At 68.0% G+C, this 14,040-nt stretch carries 14 protein-coding genes; 3 read left to right on the top strand and 11 right to left on the bottom strand.

Annotated features, from left to right (window positions below; translation table 11 throughout):
* Positions 1-4: 4 nt before the first annotated feature.
* Positions 5-430: a MarR family winged helix-turn-helix transcriptional regulator gene (locus ACIA76_RS00165; protein ID WP_397146656.1), complete on the bottom strand. Its 426-nt coding sequence runs from the start codon at positions 428-430 to the stop codon at positions 5-7.
* Positions 431-514: 84 nt separating this feature from the next.
* On the opposite strand from ACIA76_RS00165, the gene ACIA76_RS00160 reads away from it, so the two are divergent.
* Positions 515-2,281 (top strand): ABC transporter ATP-binding protein, encoded by a 1,767-nt coding sequence (locus tag ACIA76_RS00160; RefSeq protein WP_397146654.1) that lies wholly within the window; start codon positions 515-517, stop codon positions 2,279-2,281.
* A gap of 15 nt (positions 2,282-2,296) precedes the next feature.
* On the opposite strand, the gene ACIA76_RS00155 is transcribed toward ACIA76_RS00160, so the two are convergent.
* Positions 2,297-2,686 carry a hypothetical protein gene (locus tag ACIA76_RS00155; RefSeq protein WP_397146652.1) on the bottom strand — a complete coding sequence of 130 codons (390 nt, stop codon included), beginning with the start codon at positions 2,684-2,686 and terminating at the stop codon, positions 2,297-2,299.
* 64 nt (positions 2,687-2,750) lie between these two features.
* Between ACIA76_RS00155 and ACIA76_RS00150 the strand changes: the two genes are divergently transcribed.
* On the top strand, positions 2,751-3,425 hold the full coding sequence (locus tag ACIA76_RS00150; protein WP_397146650.1) for a TetR family transcriptional regulator: 675 nt from the start codon (positions 2,751-2,753) through the stop codon (positions 3,423-3,425).
* A gap of 101 nt (positions 3,426-3,526) precedes the next feature.
* Here ACIA76_RS00150 and ACIA76_RS00145 read toward each other — a convergent pair whose 3' ends face one another.
* From ACIA76_RS00145 to ACIA76_RS00130, 4 genes are read right to left on the bottom strand one after another with little or no spacing between them, the layout of a single operon-like run.
* Positions 3,527-4,108 carry a GTP-binding protein gene (locus tag ACIA76_RS00145; protein ID WP_397146648.1) on the bottom strand — a complete coding sequence of 194 codons (582 nt, stop codon included), beginning with the start codon at positions 4,106-4,108 and terminating at the stop codon, positions 3,527-3,529.
* 7 nt (positions 4,109-4,115) lie between these two features.
* Positions 4,116-4,487: a DUF742 domain-containing protein gene (locus tag ACIA76_RS00140; RefSeq protein WP_397146646.1), complete on the bottom strand. Its 372-nt coding sequence runs from the start codon at positions 4,485-4,487 to the stop codon at positions 4,116-4,118.
* Positions 4,484-4,909 (bottom strand): roadblock/LC7 domain-containing protein, encoded by a 426-nt coding sequence (locus ACIA76_RS00135; RefSeq protein WP_397146644.1) that lies wholly within the window; start codon positions 4,907-4,909, stop codon positions 4,484-4,486. Before ACIA76_RS00135 ends, ACIA76_RS00140 begins: the two co-directional genes overlap by 4 nt.
* Complete coding sequence (locus ACIA76_RS00130) at positions 4,887-7,412, bottom strand: nitrate- and nitrite sensing domain-containing protein (protein WP_397146642.1); 2,526 nt, start codon at positions 7,410-7,412, stop codon at positions 4,887-4,889. The genes ACIA76_RS00135 and ACIA76_RS00130 overlap by 23 nt, the downstream gene beginning before the upstream one ends.
* Before the next feature lie 657 nt (positions 7,413-8,069).
* Between ACIA76_RS00130 and ACIA76_RS00125 the strand changes: the two genes are divergently transcribed.
* A complete protein-coding gene (locus tag ACIA76_RS00125; RefSeq protein WP_397146640.1) occupies positions 8,070-9,623 on the top strand; it encodes a succinic semialdehyde dehydrogenase in 1,554 nt (517 codons plus the stop codon).
* Between the two features lie 74 nt (positions 9,624-9,697).
* On the opposite strand, the gene ACIA76_RS00120 is transcribed toward ACIA76_RS00125, so the two are convergent.
* The 5 genes from ACIA76_RS00120 to ACIA76_RS00100 form a co-directional block, all read right to left on the bottom strand.
* A complete protein-coding gene (locus ACIA76_RS00120; protein ID WP_397146638.1) occupies positions 9,698-10,090 on the bottom strand; it encodes a hypothetical protein in 393 nt (130 codons plus the stop codon).
* Between the two features lie 73 nt (positions 10,091-10,163).
* Positions 10,164-10,739: a YbhB/YbcL family Raf kinase inhibitor-like protein gene (locus ACIA76_RS00115; RefSeq protein ID WP_397146636.1), complete on the bottom strand. Its 576-nt coding sequence runs from the start codon at positions 10,737-10,739 to the stop codon at positions 10,164-10,166.
* 42 nt (positions 10,740-10,781) lie between these two features.
* Entirely contained in the window at positions 10,782-11,234 is a 453-nt protein-coding gene (locus ACIA76_RS00110) for a DUF779 domain-containing protein (protein WP_397146634.1), read from the bottom strand.
* A complete protein-coding gene (locus ACIA76_RS00105) occupies positions 11,234-12,751 on the bottom strand; it encodes an aldehyde dehydrogenase family protein (RefSeq protein ID WP_397146632.1) in 1,518 nt (505 codons plus the stop codon). The genes ACIA76_RS00110 and ACIA76_RS00105 overlap by 1 nt, the downstream gene beginning before the upstream one ends.
* A 74-nt stretch (positions 12,752-12,825) precedes the next feature.
* Entirely contained in the window at positions 12,826-14,034 is a 1,209-nt protein-coding gene (locus ACIA76_RS00100) for a transcriptional regulator (protein ID WP_397146630.1), read from the bottom strand.
* Between the last annotated feature and the right edge of the window lie 6 nt (positions 14,035-14,040).

The raw sequence follows: 14,040 nt of genomic DNA, 5'->3' as shown, positions 1-14,040 counted from the left end.
CCGCTCAGTCGTCGGTGTCGAGCAGGGCCAGTAGCCCGCGCAGGGTCTCGCGCTGATCGGGGGACAGGGCCGAGAACAGTTCCTCGGCCGCGGCGCGGCGGGCCTGTGCCATCTGGGTGAGCACCGCGCGGCCCGCCTCGGTCGGAATCACCAGCAGCGCACGGCGATTGGCCGGATCGGTGGTGCGGGTCACCAGTCCCGCGGCGGTCAGGGCGTCGACGACCGTGGTGGCCGAGCGGGGCACGATGCCGAGCCGCTCGGCCAGGGCCGACATATGCGGCGGCTCGGATTCGCGGCCGATGATCCGCAGGGCGCGCGCCTGGGCGGGGGTCAGGCCCAGCGGTGCCAGGCGAGTCACCTGATTGCGGCGGATCCGCTTGGCCGTGCGCAGGAACAGGTCGGGGAGATCGGTGTCGAGTGCGGCCGCCATGATCCTGAGCATAGCTCATTGTCACGGGAACAATTATGAGTCAAGCTCAGTTACAGCGGGTAGCTCACACCTCAGGAGGCGCCTGTGACCGAAAGTCCACAACCGCGCCGGATCCTCCGGCTCTTCCGGCCCTATCGCGGGCGACTGTCCCTGGTCGCCGCGCTGGTCGGCCTGTCCTCGATCGCCGCGCTGGCCTCGCCGTTCATGGTGCGTGCCATCTTCGACGACGCCCTGCCGCACGGCCGCACCGGACTGTTGACGCTGCTGGCCGCGGGCATGATCGCCGTGGTCGCGTTGAACAGCGTCTTCGGCGTGCTGCAGACCTATATCTCCACCGCCGTCGGCCAGGACGTCATGCACGATCTGCGGTCGGCGGTGTACGCGCGGCTGCAATCCATGCCGCTGTCCTTCTTCACCACTACTCGCACCGGCGAGGTGCAATCACGCATCGCCAACGATATCGGCGGCATGCAGTCCACCGTCACCTCGACCGCCACCTCGCTGGTCTCGAACCTCACCTCCGTCGTCGCGGCCGTCATCGCGATGTTCGCGCTGGATTGGCGGCTGACCCTGGTGTCGCTGATCATGCTGCCGCTGTTCGTCTGGATCAGCCGCCGCGTCGGCGACGAGCGCCGCCGGATCACCGTGCAGCGGCAACACAAGCTCGCGGGCATGTCGGCCATCGTCGAGGAATCGCTGTCGGTCAGCGGAATTCTGCTGGGCCGCACCATGGGTCGCGCACCGGCGCTGATCGACGAATTCGCCCGGGAGTCGCGCGGGCTGGTGGATCTGGAGATCCGCTCGAATATGGCCGGGCGCTGGCGTCAGTCCACGATCCAGATCGTCATGGCGGCCATGCCCGCGGTGATCTACTGGGTGGCGGGATTGACTGTCGCCGTGGGACATCCGCTGGTGACGATCGGCACGCTGGTGGCCTTCACCACCCTGCAGACGAGCCTGCTGCGTCCGGCGGTCATGCTGTTGTCCACCGGCGTGGATATGCAGAGTTCGATGGCGCTGTTCGGCCGGATCTTCGAATATCTGGATCTGCGACCGGATATCGAGGAACCCGACCACCCCGTGCCGCTGCCGGTCGCCGCGGTCGACGGTGCGGTGCGTTTCGATCACGTCGGATTCGCCTACGCACCGGGCGAGCGAGATGTCCTGCGCGACATCGATATCACCGTTCCCGCCGGGACCAGCCTGGCGATCGTCGGCGAAACCGGTTCGGGCAAGACGACACTCGGATACCTCGTGGCGCGGCTGTACGACACCACCTCGGGGCGGGTGACCATCGACGGAATCGACGTGCGTGACGTGTCGTTCGCCGATCTGTCCGCCGCCGTCGGCGTCGTTTCGCAGGAGACCTATCTGTTCCACTCCTCGGTCGCCGACAATCTGCGGTTCGCCAAACCCGATGCCACGGAAGAGGAATTGCATGCGGCCGCGCGGGCCGCGCGCATCCACGACCACATCATGAGCCTGCCCGCCGGTTACGACACCCTCGTCGGCGAGCGCGGCTACCGATTCTCCGGCGGCGAGAAGCAGCGCCTGGCGGTGGCGCGCGCCATTCTGCGCAATCCGCCGATCATGGTGCTGGACGAGGCGACCAGCGCCCTGGACACCCGCACCGAGCGTGAGGTACAGGACGCCCTGGACGCCCTCTCGGCCGGGCGCACCACCATCACCATCGCCCACCGGTTGTCCACGATCCGCGCCGCCGACCAGATCGTCGTCCTGGACTCCGGTCGCATCGTCGAGCGCGGCACCCATCGCGAACTGCTGGCGGCGGACGGCTACTACGCCGGACTGATCGCCCGCGACGAGGCCCCCGCCGAGATGGCCTCGTAACGGCTGTGCGGCAACCTAGCTCGGCACGCGGGTGAATCCGCCGAGATGTTCGGGGAAGACGGTGACCGGCACGCCCGCACCCGCCGCCTCCGCGAGCATCGCGAGGATCGCCTCGGTGGGCCGACCGTAGATCCGGATTCTCGTCGTCGCCTCCAGGGTCTCCCGGTAGGACAGGTCGGAGCGCTCGGCGAGCACCCGCATGTGATGTTCGAAGGAGTCGGTATCCGGGTGGATCTGGACGAACTCCACCTCGGTGCCGTCCTCGCTGCGGTATTCGTGGAAGCCGATCGTGCGCGGTTCGTTCTCGTCGACGAACCGCGCCCAGCCCGGGGCGCGATGCCGTTCGTCGGCGAGTTTGCCCGGGCGGACCTTGTTGGCGGCGATGAAGATGAACGGTTCGGACATACCCCGGACTATAACGGTCCACTGGACTCCTAACAAGAGTCCAGTGGACCGTTATAGTTGCATCGTGGAGTCCGAACCAGCGGCGACCTTCCAGCGCGCCCGCAGACCCGAGCAGCGCGAGCTGCGTCGACAGGCCATTCTCGATGCGGCACAACAACTTCTGAGCGAGCTTCCGGCGGCCGATATCAGCCTGCGGGAGATCGCGCGCAGGCTGGGCGGCTCGAAATCGGGGATCGTGCGGTACTACGAGACGCGCGAGGCGCTGTTCCTCGAAGTGTTGCAGCGCGCGATGCGGGAATGGCTGGACGACCTCGAGCACCGCCTGTCCGCGGCGGCCGATCCGCTCACCGCTCGCGCGGTCGCCGGGGTCTGGGCCACCTCACTGGCCGAGCGTCCGCTGCTGGCCGAGCTGTGGAGCATGCTCCCGGGGGTGCTCGAGCGCAACGTCTCGGCGGAGTCGATCCGTGAGTTCAAGCTCGCCAACCGCCGCACCCTGCTCCGGCTGGCCGAGATGATCGCGGCGCGTCTACCCGGGCTGAGTGCCTCGGCCGCCGAGGAGCTCGTCAACGCCTCGGTCCCGCTCCTCGTCGGACTCTGGCCCTTCGCCAATCCCACCCCCACGGTCCGCGCGGCCATCGCCGATCCCCGCCTGACGGCCTCACGGATCGACTTCGCCCAAACGTTCGGTCGCACACTGGAAATGCTCATCGCGGGTCTGCTCGAGCTCACCCGCGACTGATGCGGTCGGGTCCGGTGTGGACGATCGGCAGTGAGCGACAACGAACGGCACGTGGTGCGAGGTCGCACCACGTGCCGAATTGTGTTGGGGGACCGCGGGTCTCAGGCCACCGAGGAGGTCGCTCGGATGATGAGGTGTTCGACCAGGGTCATGAGGACCGTTTTGCAGGAGGCGCGGTCGCGGGCGTCGCAGAGGACGACCGGGGTGTGCGGGTCCAGGTCGAGGGCGTCGCGGACCTCGTCGGTGGTGTAGACCGGCGCGTTGTCGAAGCAGTTGACCGCGACCGCGAAGGACAGGCCGCGGCGTTCGAAGAAGTCGATGGCGGCGAAGGAGTTCTCGAGACGACGAGTGTCGGCGATCACCACCGCGCCGAGGGCGCCGCGGGCCAATTCGTCCCACAGGAACCAGAATCGGTCCTGTCCGGGGGTGCCGAACAGGTAGAGCACCAAGTTCTCATCGATGGTGATGCGGCCGAAATCCAGGGCCACCGTGGTGGTCGTCTTGCCCTCCACGCCGGACAGATCGTCGACGCCGGTGGACAGTTCGGTGATCAGCTCCTCGGTGCGCAACGGCGCGATCTCACTGATGGAGGAGACCATCGTGGTCTTGCCGACACCGAATCCGCCGGCAATGAGAATCTTCACCGAGGCGGCCAGGGTTGCCGCAGAAGTCGTTTCAGACACGGTTGTTCTACAGCTTTCGGATTCCGTCGAGCACAGCTCGCAACAGGGTCAGGTCGCCGGGGCCGTCGGTGCGCAACGGTGCCCGGAAGATCAGATGCCCCTCGCTGATCAGATCACCGACGAGGATCTTCGTCACGGCGAGGGGCAGTTTCAGGGTGGCGGACACCTCGGCCACCGATTGCGGGACCCGGCACAGGTGCACGATCTCCGCGTACTCCGGTTCCACGCGCCGCAATGTGGGGGCCGGATGCGAGGTCACCACGAGGGTGAGCATGTCCAGGTCGTGTCCCGCACCCATCGTGCGGCCACCCGTCACGGCGTACGGGCGAACCAGCGGGCCCGCCTGATCGTCGAACCAGGGTTGACCGAAACGAGTCATGACAATCGGTGCTCCACCTGTGTAGCCAGACCGTGCCGGGGATCGGTCGACAGGTAGCTGCCGACTCGCTGCACGGTCAGATTCATTTCATACGCAACCATACCGAGGTTCGCGTTTTCGTTCGCCTGCAACGCGATACACGCGTTGTCCCCGGCCGCGGTGACGAACAGGACCGCACGATCCAGCTCGATCACCGCCTGTCGCACGCCGCCGCCGTCGAAACGGCTACCGGCGCTGCGCGCCAACCCGTACAGCGTCGCCGACATGGCGCCGAAATGCTCGGCGTCCTCACGGCTCATCGTGGTGGATCGCCCCAGCAGCAGCCCGTCGGTCGAGTGCACCACGGCGTAGCGCACACCCGCCAGGCGGTCGACCAGATCGTCGAGCAGCCAGTTGAGATCACCTGCGTTGGAAGAGGTCACCTTCGCCTTCCTGTTCATCCGGTGTGGTGGCGTTATGGGACTCCGGTTGGGACCGGCGCCCTTGCCGGGTGCCATTCTCGATGGCGGACATCAGATCTCGCGCCTGTTCGGCCGAACGTGGGCGCTGCGCCGTGGATTCCGCCGCGGGCTGCTGATCCTGCGCCAATTCCGGGGCCAGGCTGGCCTGGCGGCGGCGCCGGGGCAGCGGCGGGCGGGCATCGTCGCCGGCGTAGGACGGACGCTCCTCGGTGGCGCGATGGCGCGGCTCTGGAGTACGGGGTTCGGGAGTGCGCGGCTCGGGGTTTCGCGGTTCGGGCCGATACTGTTCGGGACCGCGCGGTTCGGGTATGTAGCGCGGCGGCTCCGGCCGCGGCACGGGCCGCGGCGGTTCGGGTTCCGGATCCGGTTCCCGCGGCGGCAGTGTCGCCAAAGCCGTTGGCGCGGGCAGCGATTGGTAGACCGGGCCGGCCGGAATCTGACCGGTGGCCGGCGGCTCCGGACGCCGAGCCGGCGTGCGATCGGGCAGATGATCGGCCATCGGCGCATCGGTGGTGATGAGCGCGCTGGGGATCAGCACGATCGCGCGGACCCCGCCGTAATCGGATTCGGCCAGCCGCACCGTGATGCCGTGCCGCACGCCCAGCTGGGCGACGACGAACAGGCCCAGGCGCGAATCCGCCGACAGCGTCGCGACGCCGAAATCCGGTGGGTTGCGCAGCATTTCGTTGGCGCGCTCGAGGTCGGCGACCGGCATACCCATGCCCTGATCGCTGATCTCGACGACCACACCCTTGCCGACGATGTTGCCGGTGACCTCCACCCGCGACTGCGGCGGGGAGAAGGTGGTGGCGTTGTCGACCAGTTCGGCGAGCAGGTGGATGAGGTCGGCGACCACGATACCGACGACGAACACCTGCGGCATCCGGGCCGTGCGCACCCGCGCGTAGTCGAGGGTCTCGCCGACGGAGCTGCGGACCAGCTCCACCAACGGCACCGGCCGCCGCCACTGTCGGCCCGGCTGACCGCCACCGAGAATGATCAGATTCTCGGCGTTGCGGCGCTCGCGGGTAGCGAGGTGGTCGAGCTTGAAGAAGATCTCCAGCAGCGCCGGATCCTCCTGCCGCTGCTCGGCCTCGTCGAGGATCTCGAGCTGGCGGTGCACCACCATCTGGCTGCGGTGGGCGATGTTGAGGAAGACCGCGCGCACACCCTCGCGGGTGCGGGCCTCGGTGACCGCGGCCGCGATGGCGGCGGTCTGGGCCTGGTTGAACGCCTTGGCCACCGAACCGATCTCGTCGTGGCCGAAATCCAGGTGTGCCGCTTCGGTTTCCGGATCGATGTCCTCACCCTCGCCGAGGCGGCGCATGGTCTCGGGCAGTCGCTTCTCGGCGAGGGCCAGGGTCTCGGTGCGCAGCCGCTTGAGGCGGCCGATCAGCCGGTTGGCCAGCCACAGCGAGAGCACGAACGCCAGCACCGACAGTGCGAGCACGCCCGCGCCCGCCCACAGCGCGTTGCGCGCGGTGCGGTCGCCGTCGACGACGGCGACGTGGTTGGCGGTGTCGTTCTGGACCTGCCACACCTCGAGCAGTTGCCGGTTGACCTGATCGGCGGCGGCACGCCATTCGGCGGTGCCGATCGGGGGCGTCGGCGCTGCCGCCGGGGTGCCCACACCGGTGGTGCCCGTGGTCGTGGTGCCCGTCGTGGCGGGCTTGTTCGCCGCCGCCGCCGGCGGACGGATGATGAAGTCCTCCATCGTCGCCAGCTGCTGCCAGGCCGGGGAGTCGGTGACGGTCTTGATGCGCTGACCCTGATCGCCGCCGAGATCGCCTGCCAGCAGCGGCAATTCGGTGCGGTAGTAGCCGACCAGATTGCGGTACTCCGCCTGCAGCGGACCGGGCAGACCGGCCGGGCTGAGGGCCGCCGCGGTGAGCGCGGCGACACGAGAGTTGGCATCCATGGCGCGCAGTTCGCGCAGTGAATGGGCCAGCTCGTTGGCGACCTTGGCATCCGGTGCCGTCTTGGCGGTGATATCGGTGCCGAGCTCGACGCCGTTGAGGATCGCGGTGTACGCGCCGTAGGTGTCCGGAATCGGCAGTACGCCCGCGTCGACCGCGCCGCGCAACTGCGGCAGCTGCTTCTTCAGCGTATCGAAACCACCGAGGTCGGGGCCCATCTTGTCGGAGTCGGACTCCTGGATGGCACTCTCGATGCCCGCCATATCGCGCAGCGCGTTGTCCATGCGCTGCCGTGCGGCGCCCAGGGCCACCGGATCGGCTTCGCCGGACAGCGCCCACAACGACAGCAGCCGCTCCTGCTCCACCGACGCGATCAGCTCGCGGGTGTGTTTATTGGCGCCCTCCAGGATGGACGCCCAATGCTTGGCATGCTGTCCTTCCCGCACCAAGACGCCCGCCGCGCCCACACCGATCACGAGCAGTGCGAGGCTCGGGACAAGTGCGATCGCGAGAATGCGGGCCCTAATACCTAGCCTCGCTCTCAGCATCGGCACAAAATATCTGCTGAACGTACGGTTTGCCACTCGGTCCCATTGAGCGAGACTGGATTTGACACCGGACCAGCAATCATTCTTCGCTGAACTATCCGTCGGCGGGTTTGCTGGCCGAGGCCACTGCCGACGGTCGCGGGGATGCGCGGGGTCGGCGTAGTGATGCCGCCGGGCGCGGAGGCGGCGGGCCGTATCTCGTTACCGCGGCTCATGATTCGACGATATCGACCCGCGCCGCGAGGGCGATGTCGCCGATCGGAATCGCGCTCGGCGGGTTCGACGGAAGGAGCCATTCGGGCGGGGGCGAAGAGTTTGCTGGCGGCCTCGGCGGGCATCCGCACTGTGGTGTAGTCGGCACCCGCGAGGTATCTGCTATTTCTCGTAATTCGGGCCCCGGGCGATCCGGATTCGCTCTCGACAAGGACCACGCGGTGCGGAAGCGGATTCCCTCCCGCGCTCGGCGACGCACCGCCGATTGCCGTCCAGGATGATCGCCAGGTCAGCGGGAGTTCAGACCTCATCCGGCACGGCGGCGATGTTCATATACGCATTCCGTCCACCGGCGACCGACCCGCTCACAGTCGGGGGTCCAAATCGGTCGGCGCCCGGGGTAGATTGGTGTATCTCACGGTTACTCACAAGTAGGAGGCGACGATGCCGGTGCCGGAAGCCGCGGTGTTCGAGCGACTGCGGGGGTTCGCTGCGGTCCAGGACGGCCAGGAGCATGCGAGCCGCACGATCAACGAGGTCTTCACCGGGCGGGCCCTCGGTGAGGTGCCGGTCGGGACGGCCACGGATGTGACCGCCGCCTTCGCCAGAGCCCGTGCGGCGCAACCGGAGTGGGGCGCACGGTCGGCGCGGGAGCGCGCCGAGGTGTTCGAGCGCTATCGGGCGCTGATCGTGGACAACCGCGAATACCTCATGGACGTCATCCAAGCCGAGACCGGTAAGGCGCGGTGGGCGGCGCAGGAGGAGGTCATGGGACTGATCTTCGCCGCCCGCTACTTCGCCCGCGTCACCCCGCAGCTCCTGTCCCCGCACAAGGTGGCCGGCGCGTTCCCGATCCTCAACCGGGCCGCGGTGCGCAGCCAGCCCAAGGGTGTCGTCGGGGTGATCGCCCCGTGGAACTATCCGATGCTGTTGTCGATCGGTGATTCGATTCCGGCGCTGCTGGCGGGTAATGCCGTGGTGGTCAAGCCGGACAGCCAGACGCCGTATTCGTCGCTGGCCCATGTCGAGCTGCTGTGGCAGGCGGGGTTGCCGAAGGATCTGCTGCAGGTGGTGCCGGGTCCGGGCGGTGTCGTCGGCACGGCCATCGTGCAGGCCTGCGACTACATGATGTTCACCGGCTCCTCCGCGACCGGCCGCACCCTGGCCGAACAGTGCGGTCGTCGGCTGATCGGCTTCTCCGCCGAGCTCGGCGGCAAGAATCCGATGATCGTCACCCGCGGCGCGAATCTGGACAAGGCCGCCAAGGCCGCGGTGCGCGCGTGTTTCTCCAACGCCGGGCAGCTGTGCATCTCGATCGAGCGGCTGTATGTGGAGCGGGCCGTGGCCGATGCGTTCACCGAGAAGTTCGTCAAGGTGGTCAAAGCCGCGAAACTCGGTGTGGCCTACGACTATTCGGCCGATATCGGCAGCCTGATCTCCGAGGCGCAGCTCGAGACCGTCACCAAACATGTCGCCGATGCCACCTCCAAGGGCGCCAAGGTGCTCGCGGGCGGTAACGCGCGACCGGATATCGGCCCGCTGTTCTTCGAGCCGACCGTGCTGTCGGAGGTGACCGACGAGATGGAATGCGGCCGCGACGAGACCTTCGGCCCGCTGGTGTCCATCTATCCGGTCGCCGATGTCGAGGAGGCCATCACCCGCGCCAACGACACCGCATACGGGCTCAACGCCAGCGTCTGGGCCGGGAGCAAGGCCGAGGGCGAGCGCATCGCCGAACGCCTGCACGCCGGAACCGTCTGTGTCGACGAGGGTTACGCACCGGCCTGGGGCAGCACGGGCGCCCCGATGGGCGGCATGGGCATCTCCGGTGTCGGCCGCCGCCACGGTCCGGACGGTCTGCTGAAGTTCACCGAACCGCAGACCGTGGTCGTCACGCGCTTCCTGAATCTCGATGCGCCGTGGGGCATTCCGCAGGACAAGTGGCAGCCGCTCCTGATGGCGATCACCCGCGGCATGCGATTCCTGCCGGGGCGCTGAGCAGGGTCAGCGACCGAAGCGAGCGTTCACCCAGGCGAGCGTGTCGCCGAAGGAGGCGCCCAGCACGCCGCGGATCAGCAGGGGCAGGAACGAGGCGAGCGAACATCGGCGACTCTGGTCGTCCCGTGCGCCCAGGAGATCAGCGGCCATCCGCCTTGGGGCGCTGGACCTTCCGGGACGGCGAGTGTGCCCGAGACCGCCACCGGAGTGCCGTGCGTATCCACCGAGCGGTACAGCACGAGTCGATTGCGCGTACCGGGGATCCCGGGATCACCGGTCACCGGCCGCGTCCGGATCGCCGAACCGTGCGCGCCGGGAATCGAATCGGCTGGCGCGGAATAGAATTCGAGCCCATCCGGCGTATCGGCCGCCGCCCGCGCGAGCCCGGGAACGACCGCGACCGCCAGCACCGCCGCGATCCCCGCGACCGGCCCCCGCACCCATCCGATCCTCGTCCTCGACACCATGCGCGCACCTCCGACTCACCAGATACCGCCGATCTCCGACGGTACAAGAACACCGCCGCGCCCGTGTGGTGAGTCAGCGACCGTAGGTGGCGGTCAGGGCGCCCTGGGCGATCGCGTTCTGCTCGATGGTGATTCGCGCCCGATCGGGTGGGGTTTCCGGCGGCAGGGATACCCGGTGGGAGAGGGCGTAGACGGTGAATCGGTAGTGGTGGACGCCGGTGCCCGGGGGCGGGCAGGGGGCGTAGTAGGCGATGCGGTCGGTGCTGTTGCGCAGGACCGTGCCGCCGTCGGGGGCGCCACCCTCGGGGATGTCGGTGGTGGTGGCGGGTATATCGATGACGACCCAGTGGGTGAACAGTCCACCCGGGGCATCCGGATCGTCGACGATGAGCGCGAATCGGGCGGTCTCCGGGGGCGTGGTCCACGACAGCGGGAGCGTCTGACCCGCGTTCACGCAGGTGTATTCGTCGGCGAGCCGGGCGCCGTCGGCGACCGCGCTGCTGGTCACCCGGATCTGGTGTGTCGCAGGGGGTTCGGCCGCGCCGGAGGTTGTGGCGCGGGAGGGGGTGGAACCGGAATCGGCACACCCCGCCGCGGCGATGAGCATCACCACCGCGGCGGTGACCAGACGCACCCGAGGGACGGACATGGTTCGAGGCTAGCGGCCGCGGGAGTCCCGCGGAAACCGGCCTCAGCCCCCTGGATCCGCACCCGTGCGCGGCGGATGCGCGTCGAGTCGATCGACCTCGTCGTCGGTGAGCAGCCGCGAGCGGATCAGGAATCGCACACCCTCGGGCGCCTCGAGCGAAAAGCCGCTGCCGCGGCCGGGAACCACGTCCACCGTGAGATGGGTGTGCCGCCAGTATTCGAACTGATCCGCGCTCATCCAGAACGGCGTCTCGTCCGGCAGATCACCCAGCAGCACATCGGCCGCACCGACCCGGAATTCGCCGCGCGGATAACACATCGGCGAGCTGCCGTCGCAGCATCCGCCGGATTGATGGAACATCACCGGCCCGTGCCGTTCGACGATCTGGCCGAGCAGCCGGGCGGCGTCCTCGGTGATGCCTACCCGGCCACAAGCGGGCCGGGTCCCGTCTGTAGAGGAAGGCACGGGCCGGGTCCCGTCTGTAGAGGGAGACATCAGAACAATCCGAGCTTCTGCGGTGAGTAGCTGACCAACAGATTCTTGGTCTGCTGGTAGTGATCGAGCATCATGGCGTGATTCTCGCGGCCGATGCCGGACTTCTTGTAACCACCGAAGGCGGCATGCGCGGGATAGAGGTGAAAGCAATTGGTCCACACCCGACCGGCCTTGATCGCCCTGCCCATCCGATAGGCGGTGTTCATATCCCGGGTCCATACGCCCGCGCCGAGCCCGTAGAGGGTGTCGTTGGCGATCGTCAATGCCTCGTCCACGTTGTCGAACTTGGTCACCGACACCACCGGTCCGAAGATCTCCTCCTGGAAGATGCGCATATCGTTGCGCCCTTCGAAGATCGTGGGCTCGATGTAGTAGCCGTTGGGGAATTCGTCGACCTTGCGCATCGCACCGCCGGTGAGGATCTTCGCGCCCTCCTTACGACCGATATCGATATAGGACATGATCTTCTCGTACTGATCGTTGCTGGCCTGCGCGCCGATCATGGTGGCGGTATCGAGCGGATTTCCGCCGACGATGGCTCGAGTGCGCTCGATGCAGCGGGCCATGAAATCGTCGTAGATCGACGAATGGATCAGTGCGCGTGAGGGACACGTGCACACCTCGCCCTGATTCAGCGCGAACATCACGAAACCCTCCACCGCCTTGTCGAGGAATTCGTCGTCGGCGGCGGTCACATCGGACAGGAAGATGTTGGGGCTCTTACCGCCCAGTTCCAGCGTGACCGGGATGATGTTCTCGCTGGCGTACTGCATGATCAGCCGCCCGGTGGTGGTCTCGCCGGTGAAGGCGACCTTGGCCACCCGCGGGCTGGACGCCAGCGGTTTACCGGCCTCGACCCCGAACCCGTTGACCACGTTGACGACTCCGGCCGGGAGCAGATCGGCGATCAGTTCCATCACCAGCAGCAGCGAGGCCGGTGTCTGCTCGGCGGGTTTGATCACCACGCAGTTGCCCGCCGCCAGCGCGGGTGCGAGCTTCCAGGTCGCCATCAGGATCGGGAAGTTCCACGGAATGATCTGCCCGACCACGCCCAGCGGCTCGTGGAAGTGATAGGCGACGGTATCGGCATCGATCTGGGAGATGCCGCCCTCCTGCGCGCGGATCACACCGGCGAAGTAGCGGAAATGGTCCGCCGCCCACGGAATATCGGCCGCGAGGGCCTCACGCACCGGCTTGCCGTTCTCCCAGGTCTCGGCGACGGACAGACGCTCGAGATTGGCCTCGATCCGATCGGCGATCTTGTTGAGGAGATTGGCCCGCTCGGTGGCCGAGGTCGCGCCCCAGGCGTCGGCGGCCGCATGCGCGGCGTCGAGCGCGAGGTCGATATCGGCCGCGGTGGATCGGGCGACCTCGCAGAAGGTTTCGCCGTCGACGGGGGAGGGATTCTCGAAGTATCTGCCCTCGACGGGGGCCTTCCAGTCGCCGCCGATGAAGTTGTCGTAGCGCCGGGCGAATTCGACGATGCTGCCGTCGGTACCGGGTTTGGCGTAGATCATGGCTGACTCCCGTTCGAGGATCCGTGGTGACGGGCGTCACTATGGACCGATCGGGTTGGCGGCGGGTTGGCGGCTCAGCGCAGGGCGCTGTGCAGCCGCGCGGCCACCAGGGCGCGGCGCGGATCATCGGGCGCGAGCAGGCGTAACGCGCGCTCGTGGACCTCGGTGTCAGCGGGGCAGCGGGCCCCGAATTCGACCAGCTGCGTGGGGTTCGCGCGGCTCAGGACGGCGGTGCGCAGGCCGACCATCAGATACTCCCGCCATTCGACGATGCCCGGGGTATCCGAATCCGGCAGCAGCGGGCCGCGATACAGCCGCAGCGCGGTCGCGACGTCCCCGGCCGCGATCGCCGCGAGCAGTTCCACCGCATCGCAGGAGATCGGCCGGGTCAGCAGATAGTGGCGGCTGGTGATATCGCCGCCGGTGGCGCGGCGCAGGTGGGATACATCGGCCTTGAGGGTGGCCGCCGAGACCGGGCGGTCGCCGTAGACCGCGGCCTGTAACCGCTGCGGGGTGTAGCCGTCGGGTTCCAGCGCGAGCAGGGTGAGGATCTCGATCTGCCTGGGCCGCAGGCGAATCGGGACGCCGCGGCGGATGAGGGTTGCCGCGCCGAGACAGTCCAGACGCAGTTCGGTCGCGCCGCCGCAGGGTTCGGCGGGCAGCCGCGATTCGATCGCCGAGACCAGCGCCCGCACGGTGGACATCGCCAGCGGATGCGAGCGGTCCCAGGTGGTCGACAGGTCCAGCACGCCCAGCTGCCGCCCGTCGGGGGCGTGGATGGGCGCGCAATAGCACACCCAGCCGTGCAGGGCGGCGACCAGATGTTCGGCCGAGAACACCATGCTCGGTTCGCCGGTGCGCAGGGCCAGCGATAACGCGTTGGTGCCCATATGCGTTTCGTCCCAGCGACCGCCGGGCGCGAAGTTGACCGCCTCCGCGCGCCGGCGCATCACCCGGCCGCCACACGACCACAGGATGGTGCCCCGCTCATCGGTGACCGCGGCGACGAATCCGGAATCATCGGTGATGGACCGCAATTCGTCGGCCAGTTCGGTGATCGGACCGCGCAGCGGCGAATGTGCCCAGCGCGCACCGATTTCGGCGTCGTCGGCGGGTGCGGCGACGCAGCCCGGATCGACGGTCGGCAGCGAGCGCTGCCACGATTGCACGACCTCGGTGCGCAACAGGGTGTCGCCGGGCAGGGCGGCATGCGTGGCCGCCCAACGGGCCCATTCCTGTTCCAGCGCGGCCCGCCGCTGGGACAGGGTGCGAATCTGCGGCATCGCAAT

It is taken from the genome of Nocardia sp. NPDC051570 (genome assembly GCF_044454005.1).
In the GTDB taxonomy this organism is placed as follows: Bacteria; Actinomycetota; Actinomycetes; order Mycobacteriales; family Mycobacteriaceae; genus Nocardia.
The sequence above is the reverse complement of the archived record's forward strand: the minus strand, read 5'-3'. Positions and strand labels throughout refer to the sequence as shown.

Excerpts from the sequence above, each read along its gene's own strand:
- ACIA76_RS00130 (WP_397146642.1), bottom strand. The coding sequence starts at position 7,412 with ATGCTGAGAGCGAGGCTAGGTATTAGGGCCCGCATTCTCGCGATCGCA.
- ACIA76_RS00115 (WP_397146636.1), bottom strand. The coding sequence starts at position 10,739 with ATGTCCGTCCCTCGGGTGCGTCTGGTCACCGCCGCGGTGGTGATGCTC.
- ACIA76_RS00100 (WP_397146630.1), bottom strand. The coding sequence starts at position 14,034 with ATGCCGCAGATTCGCACCCTGTCCCAGCGGCGGGCCGCGCTGGAACAG.
- ACIA76_RS00125 (WP_397146640.1), top strand. The coding sequence starts at position 8,070 with ATGCCGGTGCCGGAAGCCGCGGTGTTCGAGCGACTGCGGGGGTTCGCT.
- ACIA76_RS00155 (WP_397146652.1), bottom strand. The coding sequence starts at position 2,686 with ATGTCCGAACCGTTCATCTTCATCGCCGCCAACAAGGTCCGCCCGGGC.
- ACIA76_RS00120 (WP_397146638.1), bottom strand. The coding sequence starts at position 10,090 with ATGGTGTCGAGGACGAGGATCGGATGGGTGCGGGGGCCGGTCGCGGGG.
- ACIA76_RS00165 (WP_397146656.1), bottom strand. The coding sequence starts at position 430 with ATGGCGGCCGCACTCGACACCGATCTCCCCGACCTGTTCCTGCGCACG.
- ACIA76_RS00105 (WP_397146632.1), bottom strand. The coding sequence starts at position 12,751 with ATGATCTACGCCAAACCCGGTACCGACGGCAGCATCGTCGAATTCGCC.
- ACIA76_RS00140 (WP_397146646.1), bottom strand. The coding sequence starts at position 4,487 with ATGACTCGTTTCGGTCAACCCTGGTTCGACGATCAGGCGGGCCCGCTG.
- ACIA76_RS00110 (WP_397146634.1), bottom strand. The coding sequence starts at position 11,234 with ATGTCTCCCTCTACAGACGGGACCCGGCCCGTGCCTTCCTCTACAGAC.